The sequence below is a fragment of the Streptomyces sp. NPDC001493 genome, assembly GCF_053597235.1.
Window position 1 is genome coordinate 70,897 of sequence record NZ_JBSFHV010000001.1, and the last position, 22,738, is coordinate 93,634.

General features: G+C 72.9%; 14 protein-coding genes, 1 tRNA gene and 3 pseudogenes. 5 read left to right on the forward strand and 13 right to left on the reverse strand.

Annotation, left to right across the window (positions count from 1 at the left end; all coding sequences use genetic code 11):
• Positions 1-98 precede the first annotated feature (98 nt).
• The 6 genes from ACWCWD_RS00270 to ACWCWD_RS00295 form a co-directional block, all read right to left on the reverse strand.
• The gene (locus tag ACWCWD_RS00270) at positions 99-2,045 is read right to left on the reverse strand and encodes a DUF2264 domain-containing protein (RefSeq protein ID WP_450768983.1); all 1,947 of its coding nucleotides are present in this window, start codon (positions 2,043-2,045) and stop codon (positions 99-101) included.
• Positions 2,042-3,085, reverse strand: coding sequence for a hydroxyacid dehydrogenase (locus ACWCWD_RS00275; protein WP_450768985.1), 1,044 nt, complete (start codon positions 3,083-3,085; stop codon positions 2,042-2,044). Before ACWCWD_RS00275 ends, ACWCWD_RS00270 begins: the two co-directional genes overlap by 4 nt.
• Positions 3,086-3,171: 86 nt before the next feature.
• Positions 3,172-4,062 (reverse strand): carbohydrate ABC transporter permease, encoded by an 891-nt coding sequence (locus ACWCWD_RS00280; RefSeq protein WP_450768986.1) that lies wholly within the window; start codon positions 4,060-4,062, stop codon positions 3,172-3,174.
• A complete protein-coding gene (locus tag ACWCWD_RS00285; protein WP_450768988.1) occupies positions 4,059-5,060 on the reverse strand; it encodes a carbohydrate ABC transporter permease in 1,002 nt (333 codons plus the stop codon). The genes ACWCWD_RS00280 and ACWCWD_RS00285 overlap by 4 nt, the downstream gene beginning before the upstream one ends.
• A gap of 91 nt (positions 5,061-5,151) precedes the next feature.
• The gene (locus ACWCWD_RS00290) at positions 5,152-6,531 is read right to left on the reverse strand and encodes an ABC transporter substrate-binding protein (protein WP_450768989.1); all 1,380 of its coding nucleotides are present in this window, start codon (positions 6,529-6,531) and stop codon (positions 5,152-5,154) included.
• Positions 6,532-6,636: 105 nt separating this feature from the next.
• A complete protein-coding gene (locus ACWCWD_RS00295; protein WP_450768990.1) occupies positions 6,637-7,785 on the reverse strand; it encodes a substrate-binding domain-containing protein in 1,149 nt (382 codons plus the stop codon).
• Between the two features lie 164 nt (positions 7,786-7,949).
• Here ACWCWD_RS00295 and ACWCWD_RS00300 point away from each other — a divergent pair, with 164 nt between their 5' ends.
• Positions 7,950-8,840 carry a sulfite exporter TauE/SafE family protein gene (locus ACWCWD_RS00300; RefSeq protein WP_450768991.1) on the forward strand — a complete coding sequence of 297 codons (891 nt, stop codon included), beginning with the start codon at positions 7,950-7,952 and terminating at the stop codon, positions 8,838-8,840.
• A 44-nt stretch (positions 8,841-8,884) separates the two neighbouring features.
• Here the strand turns inward: ACWCWD_RS00300 and ACWCWD_RS00305 are convergent, their stop codons facing one another.
• Together ACWCWD_RS00305 and ACWCWD_RS00310 are read right to left on the reverse strand one after the other, a co-directional pair.
• Positions 8,885-9,379 (reverse strand): hypothetical protein, encoded by a 495-nt coding sequence (locus tag ACWCWD_RS00305; protein ID WP_450768993.1) that lies wholly within the window; start codon positions 9,377-9,379, stop codon positions 8,885-8,887.
• A 198-nt stretch (positions 9,380-9,577) separates the two neighbouring features.
• Positions 9,578-10,054, reverse strand: a pseudogene (locus ACWCWD_RS00310) (DUF309 domain-containing protein); the annotation flags it as partial.
• A 119-nt stretch (positions 10,055-10,173) separates the two neighbouring features.
• Here ACWCWD_RS00310 and ACWCWD_RS00315 point away from each other — a divergent pair.
• Positions 10,174-12,815 (forward strand): annotated as a pseudogene (locus ACWCWD_RS00315) (ATP-binding protein).
• A gap of 50 nt (positions 12,816-12,865) precedes the next feature.
• Positions 12,866-12,939 (forward strand) — tRNA-Pro (locus tag ACWCWD_RS00320).
• Positions 12,940-13,048: 109 nt separating this feature from the next.
• Here ACWCWD_RS00320 and ACWCWD_RS00325 read toward each other — a convergent pair.
• The 4 genes and pseudogenes from ACWCWD_RS00325 to ACWCWD_RS00340 all read right to left on the reverse strand — a co-directional run.
• Positions 13,049-13,309: pseudogene (locus ACWCWD_RS00325) on the reverse strand (site-specific integrase); the annotation flags it as partial.
• 954 nt (positions 13,310-14,263) lie between these two features.
• Complete coding sequence (locus ACWCWD_RS00330; protein ID WP_450768995.1) at positions 14,264-16,354, reverse strand: ATP-binding protein; 2,091 nt, start codon at positions 16,352-16,354, stop codon at positions 14,264-14,266.
• Positions 16,355-16,527: 173 nt separating this feature from the next.
• Entirely contained in the window at positions 16,528-17,655 is a 1,128-nt protein-coding gene (locus tag ACWCWD_RS00335) for a glycosyltransferase (protein WP_450768996.1), read from the reverse strand.
• A 273-nt stretch (positions 17,656-17,928) separates the two neighbouring features.
• A complete protein-coding gene (locus ACWCWD_RS00340; protein ID WP_450768998.1) occupies positions 17,929-19,971 on the reverse strand; it encodes a BTAD domain-containing putative transcriptional regulator in 2,043 nt (680 codons plus the stop codon).
• Between the two features lie 153 nt (positions 19,972-20,124).
• Between ACWCWD_RS00340 and ACWCWD_RS00345 the strand changes: the two genes are divergently transcribed.
• Positions 20,125-21,006 (forward strand): alpha/beta hydrolase, encoded by an 882-nt coding sequence (locus ACWCWD_RS00345; protein WP_450769000.1) that lies wholly within the window; start codon positions 20,125-20,127, stop codon positions 21,004-21,006.
• 123 nt (positions 21,007-21,129) lie between these two features.
• Here the strand turns inward: ACWCWD_RS00345 and ACWCWD_RS00350 are convergent, their stop codons facing one another.
• Positions 21,130-21,762 carry a TetR/AcrR family transcriptional regulator gene (locus ACWCWD_RS00350; protein ID WP_450769002.1) on the reverse strand — a complete coding sequence of 211 codons (633 nt, stop codon included), beginning with the start codon at positions 21,760-21,762 and terminating at the stop codon, positions 21,130-21,132.
• A gap of 104 nt (positions 21,763-21,866) precedes the next feature.
• Between ACWCWD_RS00350 and ACWCWD_RS00355 the strand changes: the two genes are divergently transcribed.
• Positions 21,867-22,646: an SDR family NAD(P)-dependent oxidoreductase gene (locus ACWCWD_RS00355; protein ID WP_450769003.1), complete on the forward strand. Its 780-nt coding sequence runs from the start codon at positions 21,867-21,869 to the stop codon at positions 22,644-22,646.
• Positions 22,647-22,738: the final 92 nt, after the last annotated feature.

Below are 22,738 nucleotides of genomic sequence, written 5' to 3' on the forward strand. Positions count from 1 at the left end.
CGGGCGCGAACGCACGCGAACACCCGCACGCGAACGCACGCGAACGGCCGGGCGCGGCGGACGGAGGGGAGCCGTCTGCCGCGCCCGGCCGTTCCCGGTCAGCGGGTGCCGTGCTCCACCGACACGGCGGAGGCGGCGAAGGCCCCCGGGCCGAAGGCGATCCGGGTGACCGTCCCGTCCTCGGCCCAGGCCACCTCCACCGTGTCCCCGGAACCATCGGCATCCGCGGCCACGTTCACCCCGCTCACCGCCGTCCCCACCGGGGCCGGGTCCGCCTCGCCGGTCAGCGAGGCCAGGGCCACCAGGACCACCGTGCCCTCGGCGTCGGCGGCCAGCCGGGGCACGACCGCCCAGCGGGTGTACGCCGTGCCCTGCGGTGCGCGTACCTCCTCCTCCGACTCCCAGCCGTACAGCCCGTGCAGTACGGAACGCGGCGAGGCGCCGGGGGCCGTCGCCCAGCCGGTCTGCTCGACGCGGGCACCCGCCGGGACGCCGAGCAGCCGGTGGACCCGGAGTTCGTAACGGCCCCGTACGAAGGTGACGCTCTCCACCCGCAGCCCCGGGACGGCCGGCGGCTGACCGGGGAAGACCGGCATGTGCCAGGAGGCCGCCCAGCCCCAGCCGTCCCCGTGCCCGGCGCCCAGCGGACGGATCCGGCGGCGGACGCTGCGGGCCCCGCCGACCCGGACGGAGAGATGGTTGTCCGCGACGTTCACCGCCGACGAGGGACCGGTCGCCGTGGAGTACGCGAACCGCCCGTAGTGCGGGTCCGCCTCCGCCGCCGACTCGCCCTCGTGCGGCCGGACATGGTCGCTGCCGTGGTTGTGCAGCCGTACGATCCCGTCCGCCCGGGTCGACTGCACCAGCAGTCCCGGCGCGGGCAGCGACAGCACCCGGTCCGGGCCCTCGCTCGGCGCTGCCTCCTCCGGTGCCGACCACAGCGGGTGGTCCGCCGGGGCGAGCAGTGAGACGAACGCCTTCGACGCCCAGTACGGCGACGCCGGACCCGAATAGTGCTGGAGCGTCGCCTCGTGCGGGCCGTGCCACCCCAGGCTCAGCAGCCCGTCGTCGCCGGTGGCGCCGCGCTCCAGGAAGTACCGGAGCGAGCCGCTGACCAGCCGCCGGGAGGTGCCCGGGGAGAGCGGGGTGTGCCCGGAGACCGCGCCCATGCCGACCGCCGCACCCGCCGCGAACCGGTACGCGAGAGAGCGCCCGAAGTGCAGCGGCGCCCCGTCCGCGCCGAACATCAGCGAGAAGCTCTCCAGGTGCTCGCGCAGCCGCCCGCCGTAGTGGGCGAGGAGCTCCCGGTCGCCGGAGAGATGGGCGTCCAGCACCGGATAGAGGTGCAGCGCCCAGCCGTTGTAGTGGTCGAAGGCGCGCCCGTCGCCGTCGGCGTACCAGCCGTCGCCCCGGTACCAGCCCTCCAGCAGGTCCAGCGCGCGGGCCCGTACCCGCGCCGTCTCCGCGTCGCCCCGGCCCACGGACTCCAGGAAACCGGCGACGGTGAAGGGGAAGAGGTACCAGTTGTTGGGCGCGGGGGTGTGCCGCAGCGCCCCGCGCAGCCACTCCTCGGCGCGGTCCTGGACGGGGCCGTCGAGCCGGTCCCAGAGCCACGGGCGGGTCAGCCGCAGACCGAGGGCGACGGACGCCGACTCCACCATGGGCTGGCCGAAGACCGTGTGGTCGCGGATGAGCGGCCAGGACTCGGCGTCGTCGCGCCCGGGGGTGCGCGTACCGGCGGCGAGACCGTCCGCGTACCGGTCCAGCCAGCCGTGCGGGTCCTTGCCGTCGGCGCCCGCGACCCGGAACGCGGCGGCCAGGAAGGTGCGTGCGTACCCCTCCAGCCCGTCGGAGCGGACCCCGGAGCCCGAGGGGCGGCCGGGCAGGTCGAGCAGGGCCCGGCCGGGGGTGGCCCACTGCCAGGCCGCGTGCAGCAGGCCGTCGGCGGCGGCCTCCCAGTGCGCCCGGGTGTAACCGGTGAAGGGGCTGAGCGCGCGGTCGTCGGAGGGGAGGGAGAAGGGGACGGAGGAAGGGGTGGTGGTCATGCGAGGAAGGCCAGCCTTTCCGGTCGTACGGGATGGGCGAAGCCGTCGCCCGCGGCCCAGCGCGCGACCTCACCGGTCGCCAGATCGGCCAGCCGCCGCCACTCGTTGCCCTGGGACCCGGCGAGATGCGGGGTGATCAGCGCGTTCTCGCACTCCCACAGCGGGTGGTCGGCGGGCAGCGGCTCCGGGTCGGTGACGTCGACGACGGCCCGGATGCGGTTCTGGCGCAGGACGTCGGTGAGGGCGTCCTGGTCGACGACCGCGCCGCGCGAGGTGTTGACCAGCGTGGCGTCCGGCCGCATCGAGGTGAGCAGTTCGCGGCTGACGAGCCCGCGCGTGCCGGTGAGCAGAGGGGTGTGGACGCTCACCACGTCGCTGTCGGCGAAGAGTTCGGCGAGCCCGGTTCCCTCGACGCCGAGCGACGCCGCCTCCTCGGCCGACACGTACGGATCGTGCAGCAGCACCCGCAGGTCGTAGGGGCGCAGCAGCTCGATCACCCGTCGGCCGATGAGGGAGGCGGAGAGGATGCCCACGGTACGGCGGTAGTTGCCCACCTCGTCCGGGACCCGCAGCCAGTCGCTCCGGTCGCGGGTGAGGCGGAACTCCCGGGCGCGCTCCAGTACCCGCTTCCCGGAGAGCAGGATCATGGCGATGGTGTACTCCGCCACCGGCAGCGCGTTCGCCGCGGCGGCCGAGGACACCGCGATCCCGCGCGCCCAGCAGGCGTCGGTGACGAGGCCGCGTACCGAACCGGCCGTGTGGACGACGGCCCGCAGCTTCGGCGCCGCCGCGAGTACGTCCTCGTCGATCGGCGGGCAGCCCCAGCCGGTGACCAGGATCTCCGCGTCGGCCAGCGCCGCTCGGGCCCGGTCGGTGGTGAAGTCGTCGAGGGCGGGCGTCGGCGCGAGGTCGCAGACCTCGCCGAGCGCGGCGAGCGCCTCCGGCGGAAGCACCGCCGCCGCCGCGTCCGCTTTCATGGCGAGCACGGCACGCGGCCGGCGGGGCGTGCTCGGTGGGCTGGTGGCAGCGGAACTGTGCATGTCTCTCCTGGTACGGGGCGGTCCGCGACGGCCGCCGGTACGGTGCGGCCGGTGCGGACCGCCCGGGAGCGGCCGCGCCGGCCGCGCTACTTCACGGCGCCCGCGGTGAGCCCCGACCGCCAGAAGCGCTGGAGCAGGGCGAACGCGAGGATGAGCGGGACGATGGCGAGCAACGAGCCCATGACGACGACGGGGTAGTACTCGGGGGAGACCGACGCCGAACTGTTCCAGGTGTACAGGCCGAGGCTGACCGGATACAGGTCCTGGTTCGAGAGCATCACCATCGGCAGGAAGAAGTTGTTCCAGATGGCGGTGAGCTGGAAGAGGAAGACGGTGACCAGACCCGGCCCCAGCATCCGCATCGCCACCTTGAAGTAGGTGGCCAGTTCGCCCGCCCCGTCGACCCGGGCGGCCTCCAGCACCTCGTTCGGTACGTACCCCTGGCTGAAGATGCGGCCCAGGTACACCCCGAACGGGTTGAAGAGCACCGGGATGAAGACGGCCCAGAAGGTGTTCACGAGCCCGGCCTTGGACGCCATCAGATAGAGCGGGAGCGCCAGGACGGTCTGCGGCACCATGACGGCCGCGAGCACCAGACCGAACATCTTCTCCTTGTGGCGGAAGCGGTACTTGTCGAAGGCGTAGCCGCAGGCGATGCTGATCAGCGCCCCCAGGGCCGCGCCCAGCACCGCGTACAACAGGCTGTTGGCGTACCAGCGCCCGTACAGCCCCGCGTCCATGGAGAACACGTCCTTCAGGTTCTGGACGAGTGAAAAGCCCTTCAGGGAAAGGACGTTGCTCTGGAAGAGCGCGTCGCGGTCCTTGGTGGAGGCCAGCACCAGCCACAGCACCGGCAGCAGGGTGTACAGCACCGAGACGCCCACCACGAGGTTGACGACGGCGCGTCCGGTCAGCCCGGGCCGCCGGGCGGCGGAGGCGGAACGGTGGGGGGTACGGGGCAGGGCAGGCGCGCTCATCGGACGTCCTCCTCGGCTGCGTCGGCGCGGTTCGTCCACCGGGTGACGCCGTAGGACAGCGCGACCGTGAAGACCAGCAGGATCACCGAAGCGGCGGCCGCCAGACCGTAGTTGTTGCGGGTGAACGCGGCGTCGTAGATGTACATGCTGGGGGAGAACCGGGAGTTGATCATCGGGGTGGACTGGCCGAGCAGCATGGGCTCGGTGAAGAGCTGGAGCGCGAAGATGAGGGTGAACATCGCCACCATCACGATGGAGGAGCGCACCAGCGGCGCCTTGATCCGGAGCGCGGTACGCACCGGACCCGCGCCGTCCACGACGGACGCCTCGATCACCTCGCGCGGGACGGCCTGCAACGCGGCGTAGAAGACGACCATGTTGTAGCCGAGATTGCTCCACAGCGCGATGTTCACGATCGAGGGCACCACGGTGTGCACCCCGAGGAAGTCCACCGTGATGTCGGCCCTGCCGAGGACGTCGATCACCGGGCTGAGCCCGGGGGTGTACAGGTACAGCCAGATGATCGCGGCGATGATGCCCGGCACCGCGTGCGGCAGGAAGAGCGCGAGCTGCGCGGTGGCGCGCAGCCGCACCACGCCCGAGTCCAGCAGCAGGGCCAGCGCGAGGGCGCCGACCACGATCAGCGGTATGTAGATCAGGCAGTACAGCGCGACGATCCCGAGACCGCCGAGGAAGGTGGGGTCGGTGAGGACGGCCACGTAACTGCGGACACCGACGAAGACGGTCTTCTCCGGTCCGAAGCCGAGACCGGGCTGGTCGTCGCTGAAGAAGCTCAGCCAGATCGCGGTGCCGACCGGTATCAGGAAGACGGTCACCAGAAGGACGAAGAACGGCGTCATCAGCGCGCCGGCCGCGCCGAGTTCACGGCGGCGGGCCGTCACGCGGCCGGTCCCCGCGCGGGTGGGGGCGGCAGGACGCGCGGTCCGCCCCGCACCGCTCACGGGGGCGACGGGCCGGGTGGTGCTGGTGCTGGCCATGGGGGTCACCTGCCTCTCTGCTGCGAAGGGGCACCGGTACGGCGTGGGGAAGGACCGGCGGGGTGGTGGTGCAGGGGCACCCGGGCGCGGCTCACGTGGAACGCTCGCTGGTGGCGAGACCGAGCGCCCGCAGGTCGGGCATGGTGCCCTCCTGGGCGGCCTCGATCGAGCTCAGCAGCGAGCCCTTGCCGCCGCTCGCCCGGGCGAACCCGTCCTGCATCACCTTGCCGGTGGCGGTCATCCGGGGACCCCAGACCCAGCCGTCCCTGACGATCCGCGCCTGCTCCTCGAAGACCCGGTAGATGTCCTGGCCCGAGTAGTACGAGCGGTCGAACGCCTGGCTGCCCACGGAGACGAGGCCGGGCGCGGCCGGGTACTGGCTGCTCGCCCCGCTGGAGAGGCGGGCCCGCAGCGCGTCGGGGTGCGAGACCTGCCACTCGATGAACTCCATCGCGGCCTCCGGGTGCGCGCAGTCCTTCGTCACCGCGAAGGTGGACCCGCCGTGCGTCCCGTTGGACGGATTCGCCGTGTCCCACTGCGGGAACGGAGCGATGGCCCACTGCCCCTTCTGGCCGGGCCGGGCCTTCATCTGGGCACCCGCGTCCCAGGCGCCCATGAGCCGGGCGAGCACCAGACCGTTGCCGATCTGCGCGTCGCTCTGCCGGCTCTCCACGGCGTTCATGAACACCTGGTCCCGGTCGATGAGCCGCTGCCAGTACGCGGCGACGCGGCGGGTCGGGGCGTCGCCGAGCGAGACGTTCCAGGTGCCGCCGGCGGTGGAGAACCACTGGGCGCCCGCCTGCCAGGCGTACGCGGCCATCTGCGTCGCCCCGTCGGTGGGGAAGAGGGCGAGCCGCCGCTCACCGCCCTTGCGCCGTACGGTCGCCGCCGCCTCCTCGAACTCGTCCCAGGTGCGCGGCACATGCAGGCCGTACTCCTCGAACAGATCGGTGCGGTAGTGCATCACCATCGGTTCGATGTCGAGCGGGACGGAGAAGATCTTCTTGTCGAACGTGGTGAGCCCCAGCGCCTGCGGCAGCAGCTTGGCCCGGAGCGTGTCGCTGACCAGACCGGTCAGGTCCCGGGCGACGCCGTCGATGGCGAACCCCGGCACCTGCGGGTACTCCAGGGTCGCCACGTCCGGGGCGTTCCCGGCCCGGGCGGCGTTGCTGAGTTTCGCGTAGCCGCCCTGACCGCCCGAGGGGATCTGCTGGAACTCGACCTCGATGGTGCGGTGACCGCGGTTGAAGGCGTCCACCACCTCCTGACTGCCCCGCAGGGCGGACCAGAAGGTGATGCGGACCTTTCCGCCCTTGCCGGTGCTGCTGGTACTGCTCGTGCTGCTGGTGGTGTCTGTACTGCTCGTGCTCTGCCCGGACGCCCCGCCACCGGAGCAGGCGCTGAGCGCACCTGCCAACGGCAGCGAGGCGATCGTGGCCAGCACGGACCGACGACTCTGTCGATCAGGCATGCGCGCCTCCCGCGGCTCCTGTTCGGGACAACGGGAATCCTGATCGCCTGACCGGATACGGTCAATAGATCGATCAGAAGAAATCTAAAGCGGTCAAACGATCGGTCACTGTGAGGAGATGAGGGCCTGCGCCGAACCACGCACCTTCAACTCCGGCAGCAACTCCGTACGCCGCACCGGCCCCGTCGCCCCTCCGGAGCCCCCCAGCCGGTACAGCAGCAGCTCGGCGGCGGCCCGTCCGATCTCGGCCTTCGGCGGCGACACCGCGGTCAACGGCGTGGTGCCCAGCCCCGCCACGACGTCGTCGTACGCCACCACCGAACAGTCCTGGGGCACCCGCACCCCGCTCTCCGTCAACCGCTGCACCAGCATCAACGCGTCGACGTCACCGTGCAGCACGGCGCCGGTGGCCCGCCGCTCCCGCAGTACCGCCGCCAGGTCCAGCGGTGCTCCGGAGCCACCCCGGGCAGCAGGGCCCTCGCCTTCGTACGGCCCCTCCGAGGGGACCGCGTCCGGCGAACTGAGCACCACGCACCAGTCCTCCACCTCGGGCCGCCCGGCGGCGATCTCCGCGAAGGCGGACCGGATGCTCCGGGCGGTCGGGCTGTCGTCCCGGGCGGCCAGCACGATACGGCGGTGCCCCAGCGACACCAGGTGGTCCACCGCGAGATGGACCCCGTACCAGTGATCGGAACAGACCGAGTCCAGGGCGTGCAGCGCACTGCCCGGGCGCGGCCTGCGCTCCATCAGCACGGTCGGCACCCCCACCTCGGCGAGCCACTCGCCGTCGGACTCCTCCCACCCGGCGCTGCGCCAGCGCGGCGCGATTAACAGCCCGCGAGCGCCCCCCGCGAGCGCCTGCTCCACCAGGGGCCGCTCGGTCCCCCGGGCCTGCGGAGCGATGTGCAGCGCGACCCGGATGCCGTGCTCGTCCAGCACCGAACGAGCGCCGTGCAGCGTCTCGTACAGGTACGAATGCCGCTCCGGCACCACGAGCGCGACCGGCCCGCCCTCTCCGGCCGGCCCGGTCCGCTCCGCCGCCGGCGCGGGGGCCGGATCCTGCGCCAAGGAGGCCGACCGGGCCACCCCGTGCCCCCGCCTCAGCCGTCCCGCACGGGCCAGCTCCTCCACGTCCCGGCGTACCGTGACCACGGAGACGTCGAGTTCCTCGGCGAGCGCGCTCACCTTCACCGCCCCCCGCGACCCCACCACCGCGAGGATTCGCTGCCGCCTCAGTTCCACCGGCTCCCGCATGCTGTTGGCCCCTTACCCCGTACTGCCGCATGGTGTTCGTTTGAGCGTTTCCGTGAGCGCTCGCGGGCGCAGCATAGGCAGATCGTCCCGGCCGGACGCCAGAGGGTGTGGCCCGGTGGGCGGTGCACGGCACCGGAATCGATGTGCTTAGCATTCGATCCGCAATGGATACCCTCACGCTCGTACAGCTGGCCGTGCTCGCCGCGGCATCCGCCCTCGTCGGCTTCTCGAAGACCTCGGTCAACGGCGCCAACACGATCAGCCTCGCGGTCTTCGCGGCAGTGCTTCCGGCCCGCGAGTCCACCGGAGTTCTCCTCCCGCTCCTGATCGCCGGTGACGTCCTCGCCGTCTTCGTCTACCGGCGGCACGCGCACTGGCCGACGCTGCTCCGGCTCTTCCCCGCCGTCGCGGTCGGCCTGGTGGCCGGAACGCTCTTCCTGAAGTACGCGGGCGACGGCGCCGTACGCACGTCGATCGGGGCCATCCTGCTGGTCATGGTCGGCGTCACGCTCTGGCGACGGCGGCGGACCGGGCCTCTGGAGGGCGAGGAGCGAGCGGAGGCGGGGGAGCGCGCGCCCGTCGCGTCGGTCGCGGCAGCGGCGGAAGGCGGGGCGGCGGCGGAAGGCGGGGCGCGGACCGAGGGGACGAACAGGGCGGCGGCGACGGAGTCGCGGCCCTCCGGCCGCAGGGCCCGGAACGCCGCACGCGCTCAGGCGGGAACGTACGGGGTGCTCGGCGGCTTCACCACCATGGTGGCCAACGCGGCCGGCCCCGTCATGTCGCTCTACCTGCTCTCCTCCGGGATGCGCAAGCTCGGCTTCCTCGGCACCTCCGCCTGGTTCTTCCTCATCGTCAACGTCACCAAGGTGCCGTTCAGCGTCGGACTCGGCCTGATCGACGGGCGCTCCCTGCTCCTCGACGCGGTCCTGGTCCTCTTCGTCCTCCCCGGCGCCTGGCTGGGCCGCCGCCTCGTGGACCGGATCAACCAGCGGCTCTTCGAGCGGATCGTGCTCGTGGCGACGGTGGTGGGCGGACTCCAGCTGCTGCTGCTCTGAGGGGCGGGCCCGGTCCGTGGACCGTGCCGCGCGTGCCACGGTCCTCAGGGAAGCAGTAGCCAGTCCGTCCCGACGGCCGCGAGCAGACCGATACCGAGCAGCCAACTCGCCAGGCGTGTACGTCCGTTGCGGCTGAGCTCCATTACCACGCCGCAGAGGATGAGGGCGAGCCCGTAGACGCCGACGACCAGCACCGACGAGCGGCTGGCGATGCGCATCCACAGGACCACCGCCATCACGGCCATGCCCGCCGAGGACAGCGCGATGCGCAGCCGTCTCGCCTGGCGAGGCGTCAGGCGCCGCTCTCCCATGGCCTCCACGCCTGCCTCCTCGTCGAAGGCGCCCTCGTCCGAGGCATCTTTCCCTTCCGCCGAGGCGCCTTCCTCCGAGGCCACCGCCTCGGGGGCCGTTCCCGCAGGGCGCGCGCCCTCGGTGTCGTCCTTCAGGGTTCGGTCCTGGGTCTCGTTCCGCTCCTGGCCGGTTTCCTCGTCCTCGACCCGGACCTGTTCCCGAACCTGTTCCTGGTCAGCAGTGCTCATGGAGCCGGATCGTAACGGCTGTCCGCGGCAGGGGGTACGGCGAGCCCGGGAAGAGTGCCCTTCACGCCACATCGAAGGCGCCTTCTACGGGCGTACCGGACAGAGCCGAGGCGCCTCCGTGGCCGCGTCCAGACCGCCGCCGGTCGTCGTATCCGCCTGGTCCGCCTGGTCCGCCGCGTCCGCCTGGTCCGCCGCGTCCGCCTGGTCCGCCGCGTCCGCCGGGGGAGCCGCCATCGCTCCTCGGCGCTCCACCCGCGCCGCCAACTCCCGGGCCCAGTCGATCAGCCCGTCGATCCCGATTCCGTACGGTTCGAGGGTGCGATATGCGCCAAGTACGCCCGCTCCCCGGCGCAGCAACCGGGCCCCTCCCACCGCGTTGCCGCGCGCCGCGTGCGTCAGACCCACCGCCAACTGGGCCATGGCGCGCCAGAGGTCACGGTCCTCCTCGGGGCCGGACTTCCACGCGTCCTCGAAGACCTCGTGCGCGTGGAACGGCATGCCCGCGTCCAGCAGGCGCTGCGCTTCCCGCAGTGTCTCCTCGGGGGAGCGCACCACCCCCTCGGGCTGGCGCCCCACTCCCTCGGCTCCGTAGGGCAGGGGGCGTCCGAGCCCGTCCCTGGGGCGCGCGTTGCGCGCCCGGCCTTCGTCGTCGCGGTCCCTGTGCGTCTCGTCCACGGCTTGATTGTGCCCCTGAGCGGCCCTTACCTGCGGCGAAGTGTTCGAACCACCGCCCGCGCCGTCCCGCGCACGGCTACGCTCGGCCCTTGTCCGCATCACCTTGGGGAAGGGGAGGCATGAAGCCGTCCCGGCCGTTGTACGAGCGCGATCCCGAACTCGCCGCCGCAGCAGACGCGGTGGAGGCGCTCTGTGGCGCGCAGGCCGTCGGAGGCCTGCTGGTCTACAGCGGGGAGGCGGGACTCGGCAAGACCGCGCTGCTGGCGGAGGTCCAGGCCATGGCCGCCGAACGCTGCACCGTCTGGTCGGCGCGTGGCGGTGAGACCGTCACGTCGGTCCCGTTCCACGTCGTACGCCAACTGCTCCAGCCCGCGCTCGTCCAGATCGCGCCCGACCAGCTCCGCGAGCTGTTCGGCGACTGGTACGACACCACCGCGCCCGCACTCGGACTCGCGCAGCCCAGCGGACCGCAGCCCGAGCCCCAAGGTGTCCGGGACGGCCTCGACCACGTCGTCCGTCAACTCGCGGTCCGCCACAGCCACCGGCCGCTGCTGCTCATCGTCGACGACGCGCACTGGGCGGACGGCGAATCCCTCGACTGGCTCTCCTCGTTCACCGAGAACCTCGGCGATCTGCCTTTACTCGCCGTGCCGGCCTACCGTCCACAAGAAATGGCCGATCGGGGCAGGTTCGGGGCCTTCGACCCGAACGCGGCGAACGACCCCGCCAAACTCGTCCGCATCCCGCTGCGCGCGCTCACCCCGGACGCGACCGCTCATCTGGTCCGCGAGAGCCTCGGGGAGCACGCGGACGACCCGTTCTGCCGCGAGGTCTGGGCGGTGACCGGAGGAAACCCGTACGAAGCGGTCGAACTGGTCGCCAAGGTGCAGGACGAGGAGATGCCTCCGGTGGAGGACTCCGCGGGTCAGCTGCGCCCACTCGGCGCCTCCGCCCGGGGCCGCGGGCTCGTCGCCCGTCTTGAGCGGCTGGGGACCAACGCCAACCGGTTCGCCTGGGCCGCCGCCGTACTGGGCACGGAGATCTCGCCGGTCATCGCGGCCAACCTGGCCGGGATGAGCGCGGCGGAGGCCGCCGACTGCACCGGCAAGCTCCGCGAGGCCCGCATCATCACCGGCTTCGACCCGCTCGAGTTCGTCCACCCGCTCATCGCCACGACCATCTACGAATCGATCCCCGGGGCCACCCGCACGGCCGGGCGGCCTGGGCCCTCACCGACGCCGGACACGGCGTCGCCGCAGCCTCACGCCACCTTCTCGAAGTGCACGCGGACGACGACCAGGAGGTGGTGAGGCAGCTCCGCGAGGCGGCCGCCCATCACCTCGCGGTCGGCGCCCCGGAAGCCGCCCGGCGCTGTCTGGAACGCGCCGTCGAGGAGCCGCCCCGGCCCGAGGACCGCGCGCTGATCCTCTACGAACTGGGCTGTGCCACGCTCCTCAGCTCGCCCGCGACCACGGTGCGCCATCTGCGGAACTCGCTCGACACTCCGGGTCTGGACGACCGCCAGCGGGTCGACGCGACCTTCCGGCTCGCCGCCGCGCTCGCCCACAACAACGAGCTCAAGGAGGCGGCCGACACCCTCGCGGCGGAGGCGGCGCGTACCGCTCCGGGACCGGGCCTGATGCGTCTGCAGGCCGCGCACTTCCAGTGGGAGGGGATGCAGCGGGAGGAGGACGACGGTGCCGCCCGCTCGCGCCGGCTCGTCAACAACGCGGACCATCTCGATGGCCGGGACAACCCCGAGCGCGCCCTGATCACCCTGCGCGCGTTCGACGCCATGATGCGGGGCGAGAGCGCCGAGCTCGTCGTCGAGTTCTGCGAACGCGCCCTCGTCGACGGCAGCCCGGCCCGGGGACTCGGCTGGACGGACCCGGAGTGGGGCTTCGAATTCCCCGCCATGGTCGGCATCACCTATGCCTTCACCGACCAGTACACGCGGGCCCAGAGCCTCTTCGGGGAAGCGGTGCGGGCCTTCGAGATCTCCGGCTGGAGCGGCGCGCATCTCGCCTTCGCCCACACCCTGCTCGGCCTCGTCGCCCGCCGCCGCGGAAGGCTCGCGGAGGCCGAGGGCTTCCTGCGCGAGGGCCTGCGCCTCGCCGACCGTGTCGGCACCGGCCTTCCCGTCCACTGGGACGCGGCGTGCCTCCTCATCGACACCCTGCTCGCGAGGGGCCGTACGGCCGAAGCCCGGGCGATCGCGGACCAGTACGAGTTCGGTGCTCCGTACCCGTATCCCAGCGCCATGGTCCTCCCCGACGCCCCGTGCATCAGTGGACGACTGCTGCTGGCCGAAGGCCGGACCGTGGAGGCCATCGCCGAGCTCGAAGCGGCGGGACTCGCACTGGAGGCGCGCGAGCGGCACAACGGAGTCTGGGCGCCCTGGGCATTCGACCTGGCCCGTGCGCTCGCCGACACCGACCCGGCCAAGGGCGCCGAGATCGCGGCCGAGGCCAGGAAGCACGCGGAGCGCTTCGGGACGGACACCGCGATCGGTGAGGCCCTGCGGTGCCTCGCCGTGTTCGCACCCGCCGAAGAGGCCGAGAAGCTGCTGGCCGACGCCGTACGCCACCTGGAAGCGTCCTCCTCCGAGTACGAGCACGCCCTCGCCCGGTACGAGTACGGCATGGCGATCCGCAGCACCCGGGAGCTCGCCCACGCCCACAAACTGGCCGTCGCCTGCGGCGCCGACACACTCGCCCATCGCGCCCAGCAGGCACGCGCGTCAATTCGACCCTCGGAGTGAGGTAATGTTTTCCCTGCGCGGCCGACCGGGAACACCGGGAGGAAACGCAGCGGGACGTGGCGCAGCTTGGTAGCGCACTTGACTGGGGGTCAAGGGGTCGCAGGTTCAAATCCTGTCGTCCCGACTGGAGACAGTCGAAGATCAGGGCCGGTTTCGGAGCAATCCGAAACCGGCCCTGATCTTTTCTGGGGACCAGTCGGGGGCCAACGGGGGCTTGGGCGTCCTTGGCCGCGTCAGCGGGTCATGACGATGGGGCTCGGCAGTGAGCGCGGTGCGCGCAGCGCCGTGAAGTGGGCTGAGAGTGCGGCTCCGGCCGCTGTGATCTTGTGGACGTCCGGGTGCGGGTAGCGCCGGGTGGTGGTCGGTGAGCCGTGGCCGGCGATCCTGCGAAGGATGTGTACCTGGACCCCTGCGTCGGCGAACCAGGTCAGTGAGGTGCGTCAAAGGTCGTGGCGGCGCAGATGCTCGTAGCCGAGCCTGGTGACCACGTTGTCCCCTCCCGCCCCGGGCCGCTCGTGTCCCTGGTGGCCGCGTCGGCGCGGCGAACGTCGTCATGTCTATCTCCTGACGCCTCGTCGGACGCGGTCCGGTCGGGCCGCCGGACAAGAACACCCCGTTCGCGGGACGAGTCCCAGAGCTGTGGCGTTGCGGCCAGGCCGGTGCCCCTTCCCCGCACCGTTCGCATCCGGAACACCGGTGGGTGACCCGTGTGCCCGCGAAGGGGAACCGCCGTGGCCGTGGAGACCACCGCCGAACAGCACCCGCTCGCCTACCTGCTGTCCCAGCGCGAGATGACCCACGAGGCGTACCTGTTCCGGGTCGCCGAGCAGCACCGTGCCCGACGACCACGCCGTTCTCACGGGCCCGTGGACCACAACGGCGCCCGTGCACGCACTGGAGATCGCAGGAGGTCCGGTGGACCGCAGGAAATTCCTGATCACCACATCCGTCACCCTCACCAGCACTCTCACCCAGTGGTCCGACGCGGCCCCCGTCCTCGCCTCCTCCACCGGGGGGTCGCCGTATCGACGCCGGCGTGCCAGAGCACTTCGAGCGCCGTCTCGACGACCTGCGCCACCTCGACGACACGCTGGGATCGCGAGAGGTGTACGACGCGACCCCCGGCAAGCGCTCCGGCACTTCGAGGACGCCCCCACCGCCCACGACGTGGAGGGCGAGGCGTACAACGGCGACGCCTTCCCGCGCGGCCACGACATCTACCTCGCACACCTCGCCGAAGCACACCTCTCGCCCGGCGACGTCGACGCTGCCGTGGACATCGCCAACATCGCCGTCGCCCGCATGGGCGGTGTCACGTCCGCACGAGGCAGCAGCACCCTGGACGACCTCCGCCGGAAACTGCGAAGCCACCGAGGTGTCCCCACCGTCGCCGAGTTCCTCGACTGCACGGGCACCACGTGGGCAGTCTCTCGGTCCCGGCTGCCTCGCTACGACGGTCTCGGCCGCGACCGTGTGTCCGCGTCCGAGGGGCCGACGACGGGTGTGCCGTCGGCCTCGTGCCGCCACATGATGTCGGCGATCCGCTGCACCGATGCCGTGAGGTGGCGGCGGTAGGTGCTGAAGGGGAGGCCGAGGCGTCGCGCTGCGGCCTGCTGGGTCGAAGCGCCCTCCACGAAGGCCGTCATGGCGGCCCGGTACGCCTTTTCGCCACCGCGTTCCAGCGGCAGGGAGTGGATGGCGGCGAGGACGACGTCGTGCAGGGACGTCTCGTGACCGAGCACCGCGCGGCTGCGCTGGAGCGGGTTGAGAGCGAGTTCGTCGGGCCGGCGCAGGGCTCGCAGCGCGGCCCGTACCGCGTTGTCGAAGGCGGTACGGTCCAGGACTGGCGTCTCGCCGAGGGTGGTGTTCCCGCCGCCGGTGACGGGGGTACCACCGAGCATGGCGTCGGTCTTGTCCGCCAGCCAGTGCGCCGCGGGCCGGGGACGCCAGTCGTGGGCGAAGAGGCGGTGGCGCACACCTCCGACCTCCACAGAAGGTTCCACCGGAAGCATGTCGCAGTGCAGCAGGTGCCGGTCCCAGAAGCCGTCGTCGCGCATGACGATGAAGGACCAGGCGAGCTGGTCGTCGCGGACGATCTCTCCCAGCATGCGCCAGAGCACCAAATCCATGACGGGCGAGGGCCGCTGGTAGGTGCCGCGACCGACGTGGAACCGCCCGACCGCGATGTGCTCCCCGGCACGCAGCGGTTCGTGCTCGCGCACATGCGCCCAGGCGGCTGCGACGACCGGGTCCTCGGCCTGTCCGTCGTACGGATCGATCCTGAGCCATGCCGAACAGGACGCGGCCTCTTCGCCGGGCGGCACCTGCTGGAGGTGGAAGCCGTCCGGCTGCCGGGCCAGCCAGTGGGCGGCGATCCCGGCCGACTCGGGGCCTTCCCGGAGCTCGACGAGGTCCAGGACGTCCGCCTTCCGGGCCGGGTGGTACGGCAGGTCGCGGACCAGGCCGTACGGGTGCCAGCCGTGGGTGTCCGCCATGAACCCGTCGGACCGGTACAGGTACTGGAGTTCGCCGACCGCGTGGAGGAACCGGTGCGACGGACCCGTACGCACCCGGTCCAGGAGATGGCGTCTGAGCGCGTTGTGGAGGTCCTCGAAACCTTCCGGGTCCCGCCAGCGCAGGTCGGACTCCAGCGCCTCCCTGACCACGTCGTGCGGGAAGACCCCGGTGCCGGCGGTCTCGACGTACGGCTGGGCGCACAGCCAGGCGAACAGCTCCCTGCCCTGGTCGCCCAGCATCGCCCGCAGCAGCGGTTCGGTGGTGACATGGGCGTGGGCGCACACCTCCAGCGCGGCCTGGTGCGCCCTGCTGGGCGGTTCACCGATCAGGTGCCGCAGCAGAGTGGTGACGACCTCCCGGCCCGGCGTCCAGTCGGGACCCGCACCGGGCCCGGCCTCCCGGGTGCCGGTCCGCTCGACCACGGCGGCGGCCAGGGCGAGGGCCAGCGGGTGGCCGCCGGTGAAGTCCAGGACGTCCTGGTGCAGGTGGCCCGGGACACCGCGGGCCGTCAGGAGACGCTCGCTGTCCGCGGTGGCGAGCGGGCCGAGCGGAACCACTTCGATCAGCTCCGCCCACGCCGGGTCGGCGATCCGGACCGGGTCCGGGGCACGGCGTCCGGCGATCACCGCGACGGCGTCCGCCGGCAGTTGCGGCAGACACTCCTCGAAGAGCCACCCTTCGAGAGAACCGCAGTTCTCGAAGGTGTCGATGAGGAGCACCGTCGCCTTCCCGTCGGTGGCGGGGCGCACCGCGGCACCGAAGCTGTCCGGGTCGGCGGGGGTGGTGCGCCCGTCGACGTGCACGACGCTCCGGCCCGCGCGTTGCGCCTCGGAGGCGTACCTGCGGAGCAGTGCCGACTTGCCCGATCCTCCGGGGCCGTGCAGGAAGACCACCTGCGGCGCGTCGCCGTCACCCCGCAAGGCGTGCGCGAACCGGTTCAGTTCGGCTTCCCGGCCGACGAACAACCGCTCGCGTGCCTGCCGCAACCGGTCGCCGAGCCTCGCCCTGCCGTTCCCGCTCATCGGTCGCCCGCGCCTGTTCTCTCCGTCCGCCCCGTCCCCCACCAGCATAGGAGCCCCGGAACGGGTGATCGCGGACGGCCGTCACCGGCCCCGGCCTCCGCCTCTCGGCGACGGTCCGGGCCCGTGCGGCACGGGGGTGCGAACGGCGCGCGGCCGTGGCCGTCGGCCGGTACTCAGACGGCGCAGCCGTGGCGCGCCGCGGCGGGCAGCAGCCGGTCGAGGACCTGGGCCGCGGACGGAAGGGCTGCCAGGCGGGCGGAGGCGTCACGGGCGGCCGCCGAGAACCGGCTCTCGGCGAGTACGCGGCGTACCGCGACGGCGGCCTCGGCGGCCGTGGAGACGGTGAGGCCGGCATCGAACGCCTGTACCCGCTCGGCGTTGAGCGGCTTGTCCAGCCCCATCGGAAGAACGACCAGGGGCAGGCCCGAGCGGAGTGCGGCGGTGACCGTCCCGGCTCCGCCCGAGCAGACCACGGCGTCGACGCCCTCCAACAGCTCGCGCATCGGCACGAATCCGGTGAGCCGCACCCTGCGCTCGTCGACGTGGGGGCGTGCGGACGAGCCGGGATTCAGCGCGGCCACCACGTCCACGTCCTCGGGCATGGCGGCGATCAGGTCCTCGACAAGACCGGGTGCGTCCACCACGGTTCCCAGGGAGATCAGGATTTTCGGCCGCCGTGCGGACGGCCGGTCGTGTGGCGGACCTGCGGGACCGTCCTCGGCCTCGTGGATCTCGGGCCGGACGGGGACCCGCGCGACCGATGGGGTCCAGCCGGGGAGCTGGAGGAAGTCCGGCCACGGGTCGATCTCGGCCACCGGCGCGGACCAGGCCGCGCCGACGGCGGCAGCCCTCGTACCGGCGGCGTTCCGCATGGCCTCCTTCAGCTCGGGTGCGATCTCGATGCCCACCGCGTGGGACGCCCACGCGACGCCCAGCGCCCCCGCCAGGACCGGACCGACCTGGTCCGCGGCTTCGGCGATGACGAGGTCCGGGGCGAAGTCCCGTGCGAGGGGCAGCGCTTCGGGCAGGGCGAGGTCGACGCGTACTCCGCCGAAGAACTCGCCCACGGTGGCGGGGCTCATGACGGCGGTCGCGTCGAGGCCGGTGCGGGCGGCGGTCTCCGCGAGCGCCTCCGCCAGGGTGGGGCCGGCCGGCAGGAAGGACGCCGGTGCCGCGGCCCGGGCGAGGGAGGCGTGGGTCATCACGGCGGTGACGTGGCCGGCCCGGCGGGCGGCCCGTTCCATGGGGAGCAGGGGCAGCAGGTGGCCCATCGCGGGCGTGCAGGAGAACAGGATGCGCATGGTTCCTCGGAGGAAGGGTCGGGAAGCGCGCCGGGAGTCGGCGGCTCAGCCCATCCTGGGCCGCTCGCCTGTTCAGGAACCCGCCGGGCGGCGCTCGTCCGCTGCTCGAAAGTGCTCGAAAGTGCCCGGTCGCGCTCGGGCGGACCTTCCGGTCAGACGGGTCGGCCAGTCGCGCGGTGGGTCCGTCGGCCGGGCGGGCGCGAGGTCGTCAGGGCGGTCGGCCGGTTGGGTGGTGGGTCGTCAGGGCGGTCGTCCGGTCGGCAGTTCGGCCGGTCAGGCGGAGGGCCGACCGGCCGCGTCGAGCGCGTTCCGGACGACCCGGAGGTGGTGCGCGACCGGGCCGAAGGAGACGAGACCGCTGCCCGCTCCCGCCGACTCGCCCGCCGCAGCGCCGAGTTCGTCGTGGGCCCGGCGCAGGACCGGCTCGTGTCCCACGGCCGCCGCCGCCCGGGCGAGTACGCACCAGAGGGCCTCCTGGAGGAGGTCGTGCGGAGGGCGGGGAACGGTGGTGAGCGCCTGCCTGGCCTGCTCCACGGCACCGGAAGCGGCCAGCGTCAGGGGGGCGAGCCACGGCTGGTAGGGCCCGGCGTCGAGACCGGCGAAGGCGTCGGGCCCGGGCAGGGTGTCGCCCCGCATGACCGGGACCAGGGCGACGAGGACGGCCGCTCCCCGGGTGAGGCCGGGCATACCGCTGTTCGCCGTACTGCCGAGGAGCTCCGTGTACTGGGGGCGGGCCGCCGCCCAGCCGTCGGTCTCGCAGATCCGCAGGGCCCGGTACCAGGAGGTGAACACCCCGGCGAGCGGCCGTTCGTTGCGGTGCGCGAGCCGGTCGATCTCCGCGGCCTCGGTGTCCGCCGCCGCGAAGTCGCCGAGGCCCGCGCACGCCTGGAGGCGGATCAGGCGCCCCAGGACCTCGTGGCCGGGCAACTGGTGGTCGACGGCGAGCCGGGTCAGTTCACCGCCGAGTGTTTCCCGGCGGGCCGCCGATCCGCAGGTGTTGAAGGACTGCATGAAGGCGCCGTTGAGAGCGAACGCGAGCAGGGCGGGGTCGCCGAGGCGCCGGGCGAGGCGGACCGCCTCCTCGGAGGCGCGTCCGGCGCGCAGCCGCCACGGTTCGTCGGTGGGGGAGTCGGCCGCCCGGGGCAGTGGCGCGTCGGCGGCGGCGTCGCCGCGTGACTCGACGGCGACGACCGAGAGCAGACGGGCGCGCAGCGCGGGCGGTCCGTCGGGGCCGAGCCGCGCGGCGGTACGGGCGGCGGCCCGGGACAGTTCACCGGCGTCCGCCGGGTCGTCGGCGCGGGTCCACACCGCCGGTACGTCGTACGAGCCGATGATCCGGGCCGCCAGCTCGGTGTCGCCCGTGGTCTCCGCCGCCGCCACCAGGTCGCGGCGGTGCTCCCGTGCCTCCTCCAGCCCGTCCGCGCCGGTGACCGCGAGGTCCCGCAGCAGCCCGGCGGTGGCGTGCAGCCGGGCCCGGGACCTGGCCGGGACCGAGCGCTCCCACGCGGCCGCCGCCCGGTCCCAGACGCCGTCCGTGGTCCCGGCCGGTTCGGCCGCGGAGTCGTCCGTACCGCTGAGGATGCGTGCCTCGGTACGGGCCAGCGCGGGCCCCGGGCCGTGGCCGCCGGGCCCGCCCGCGAGGCCGTCCCGGGCATGGCGCAGGGTCTCCAGGGCCTCGCCGCGCCGCCCGGACCGGTCCAGCGCCGTCGCCAGCAGAACCCAGCCGTCCTCCCGTCCCGGGTGCGCGGCGACATGGGCCCGCAGGTCGGCGACGGCGTCGCGGGCGGCGCCGGTCGCCAGCAGGGCGTCGGCGCGCCGCTCGACCGCGTCGAGGCGCAGCGCCTCCAGGCGGGCCTGTTCGGCTGCGGCCCACGGGGCGTCGGGGAAGTCCGCCAGGACCGGTCCCCGCCACCGCGCGAGCGCTTCGTCCCAGAGGGCGACCGCGGCGTGCGGTGGTGCCGCCGCGGCCCGCCCCGCGGTGTCCTCGAACAGCCAGGCGTCGACCGCGTCGCGCCCGGCGCGCAGGACGTAGCCGGGGCCGTCGGTGATCAGTACGCGTGACGGGTGGCGCGGAGGCCGGCCGGGCTCCAGCGCACGGCGCAGCGCGGCCACGAAGGTGCGGACCGCGCCGACCGCTCCGGCCGGTGGTTCGTCCCCCCACAGATCCGCGACGAGCCGGCCGACCGGCACCACGCGGTTGCGGGCGATCAGCAGCCGTCCGAGCACCTCGCGGTGGCGCGGGGCACCGAGGGGGAGCGGTGCGCCGTCGGAGTCCCAGGCGGCCACGGGTCCCAGCAGTCCGAACTCCACGCCCACGGCACAGTCCCTTCGCGGGCGGCGCCTTCCCCGCGGGTGCCGCGTGCTCACTCATCGATCGCTGATCCGGGGGCCGCAACCTGGGTGACGTCCCCGGACGACCGTACCGCGAGGCCCGGAACGTCCACTCTGCCACGAACCACAGGAGTCGCTGTGACACACCTGAGCATCCCCGGTTTCACCGAGCACCGCGTACAGGTCGACGAAGGCGTGACGCTGAACGCCGCCGTCGGCGGCACCGGCAGCCCGGTCGTCCTGCTGCACGGCTTTCCCCAGACGCACCTGATGTGGCGGCACGTCGCCGCCGATCTGGCCGCCGACCACACCGTCATCTGCCCCGACCTGCGCGGCTACGGCTCCAGCGACAAGCCCGCCGAGGCCGGCCCCGGTACCTATGCCAAGCGGACCATGGCCCGGGACGTCGTCCGCCTCGCCGCCGATCTGGGGCACGACCGGTTCACCCTGGCCGGCCACGACCGCGGCGCACTGGTCGCCTTCCGTGCCGCGATGGACCACCCCGACGCGGTGTCCGGGGCGCTCTTCCTCGACGTCCTGCCGACCCTCGACATGTGGGACGCCCTCGGCGGGGTGTCCGGCGCGGTCGGCTTCCACCTCTATCTGATGGCCCAGGCACCCGGTCTGCCGGAGGAGATGATCCAGGCGTCCGCCGACACCTTCTTCGCCTACTTCCTCGACGCCTGGACCAACGATCCGGAGGCGATTCCCGCCGAGGTCCGCCACCACTACCTCGACGCCTCCGCGGCGGCCGTGCCCTCCATCGTCGCCGACTACCGCGCCTCCGCCACCGTGGACGTCGAGCACGACACCGCCGACCGCGAGGCGGGCAACCGGCTGGCCATGCCGGTCACCGTCCTCCAGCAGGACTGGGGTGCCGCGCTCGGCTACCACGCCCAGGGGCTCTGGAGCGCCTGGGCCGACGACCTGCGGCACCGCACGGTCTCCTGCGGCCACTTCATGGCCGAGGAGGACCCGAAGATGATCGCCGCCGAGATCCGGGCGCTCGCCGGCCGCTGACGGACGCCGCTTCCCGCCTTTCGCCACCAGGGCCCGGTGGCGGAAGGCGGGAGCGGGCCGGGCGGCCTCGCGCCGCGGCGACTGCTCGTCCGGCTCGGGGCCGGAGCGGGACGGCCGTGACCGTCAGCCGCCGGAGGGTACGGCGTACCTGGCATCCATCATCAGAACGGCCTCGTCGACGACGCGCTCCATGGCCGAGTCGTCCGGAGACCAGTGCGGCAGGAGCATGCGGGGCCAGAACACGTAGTTGGAGATCATGCCGAGGAACTGAGTGGCCGCCAGTTCCGCGTCGTCGAGGACGACGGTGCCGGCCTCGCGCTCGGCCTCCAGATAACGGCGCACCGAATCGAAGTAGGGCAGCTTGCCCCGGCTGAACTGCAACTCCCCCAGTTCGGGGAAGCGCGGCAGTTCGGCGATGACGATACGGAACAGGTCGGCCATGTCCGGACGGGTGAGCAGATCCACGTAGCGCCGCCCGATCAGCGTGAGTCCGGCGCGCGGGTCGCCCGGCGGCGGGGAGTCCTCGTCGCCGTCGCCCGCCTGCCAGGACGCGGTGACGATCGCGTCGAAGAGCGCGGCCTTGGTCGGGAACTGCTTGAACAGGGTCGCCTTCGACACCTCCGCCGCCTGGGCGATCTTGGCGAGGGAGGTCCGGTCGTAGCCGGAATCCAGGAACAGGCGGGTGGCCGCGCGCAGGATCGCCGCCCGCTTCTGCTCGGCGACCCGCTGGTGGTAGGCCGAAGGCTCGGTGCTCATACCCCCATCCTAGGCAAGGTGAGTCACTTGACTCACCTTGGCGGGCCCTCTACGGTCGATGGTGAGGCGAGTCGCTCGACTCGCTACTTTGAAAGGAACCACCCATGGGACGCTTCGACAACCGCACCGTGCTCGTGACCGGCGGCTCCGGCGGTCAGGGCGCCAGCCACGTCCGCGCCTACCACGCCGAGGGTGCCGACGTCGTGATCGCCGGTCTCGCGGAGGACCGGGGGAGCGCCCTCGCCGCCGAACTCGGCGGCCGCGCGCTGTCCGTCCGCCTCGACGTCACCGAGGAGGACTCGTGGCGAGCCGCGATCGAGGCGACCGAGGAGCGCTTCGGCCCGCTCGCCGTCCTGGTCAACAACGCCGGGGTCCAGAACCCCGCGGCGCCGGTCGAATCGACCGACCGTCGCGTGTGGGACCGCATCCTCGACACCAACCTCACCGGCACCTTCCTCGGCATCAAGGCGGCCGTCCCCTCACTGCGCCGCAACGGCGGCGGTGTCATCGTCAACATCGCCTCCACCTCCGGCATGGGCGGCACGGCCTTCTACGCCCCCTACGTGGCGAGCAAGTGGGCGGTCCGGGGCCTGACGAAGACCGCCGCCCTGGAACTCGGCCGCGACGGCATCCGCGTCAACGCCATCCACCCCGGCGTCGTCGCCACGCCGTTCATCACCGAGCCCGCCGTCGGCAGCGACGCCCCGATCTCGGACTTCTACGCCCCCGAGCCGTTCGCGGTACCGCGACTGGGCGAGCCCGCCGACATCACCCGCGCGCTGCTCTTCCTCAGCTCCGACGAGGCGTCCTTCGCGACCGGATCGGAGTTCGTCATCGACGGCGGCCTGCTGCTCGGCCCCGCCCTCAAGTACGAGGCCGCCTGACGGGACCCGGTGGCGGCCCCGGCCGGCGAGGGAGAGCGGCCGGCCGGGGCCGCCGACGGCATCGTTTCTCGTCAGCGGTGCGACCTTGGCGC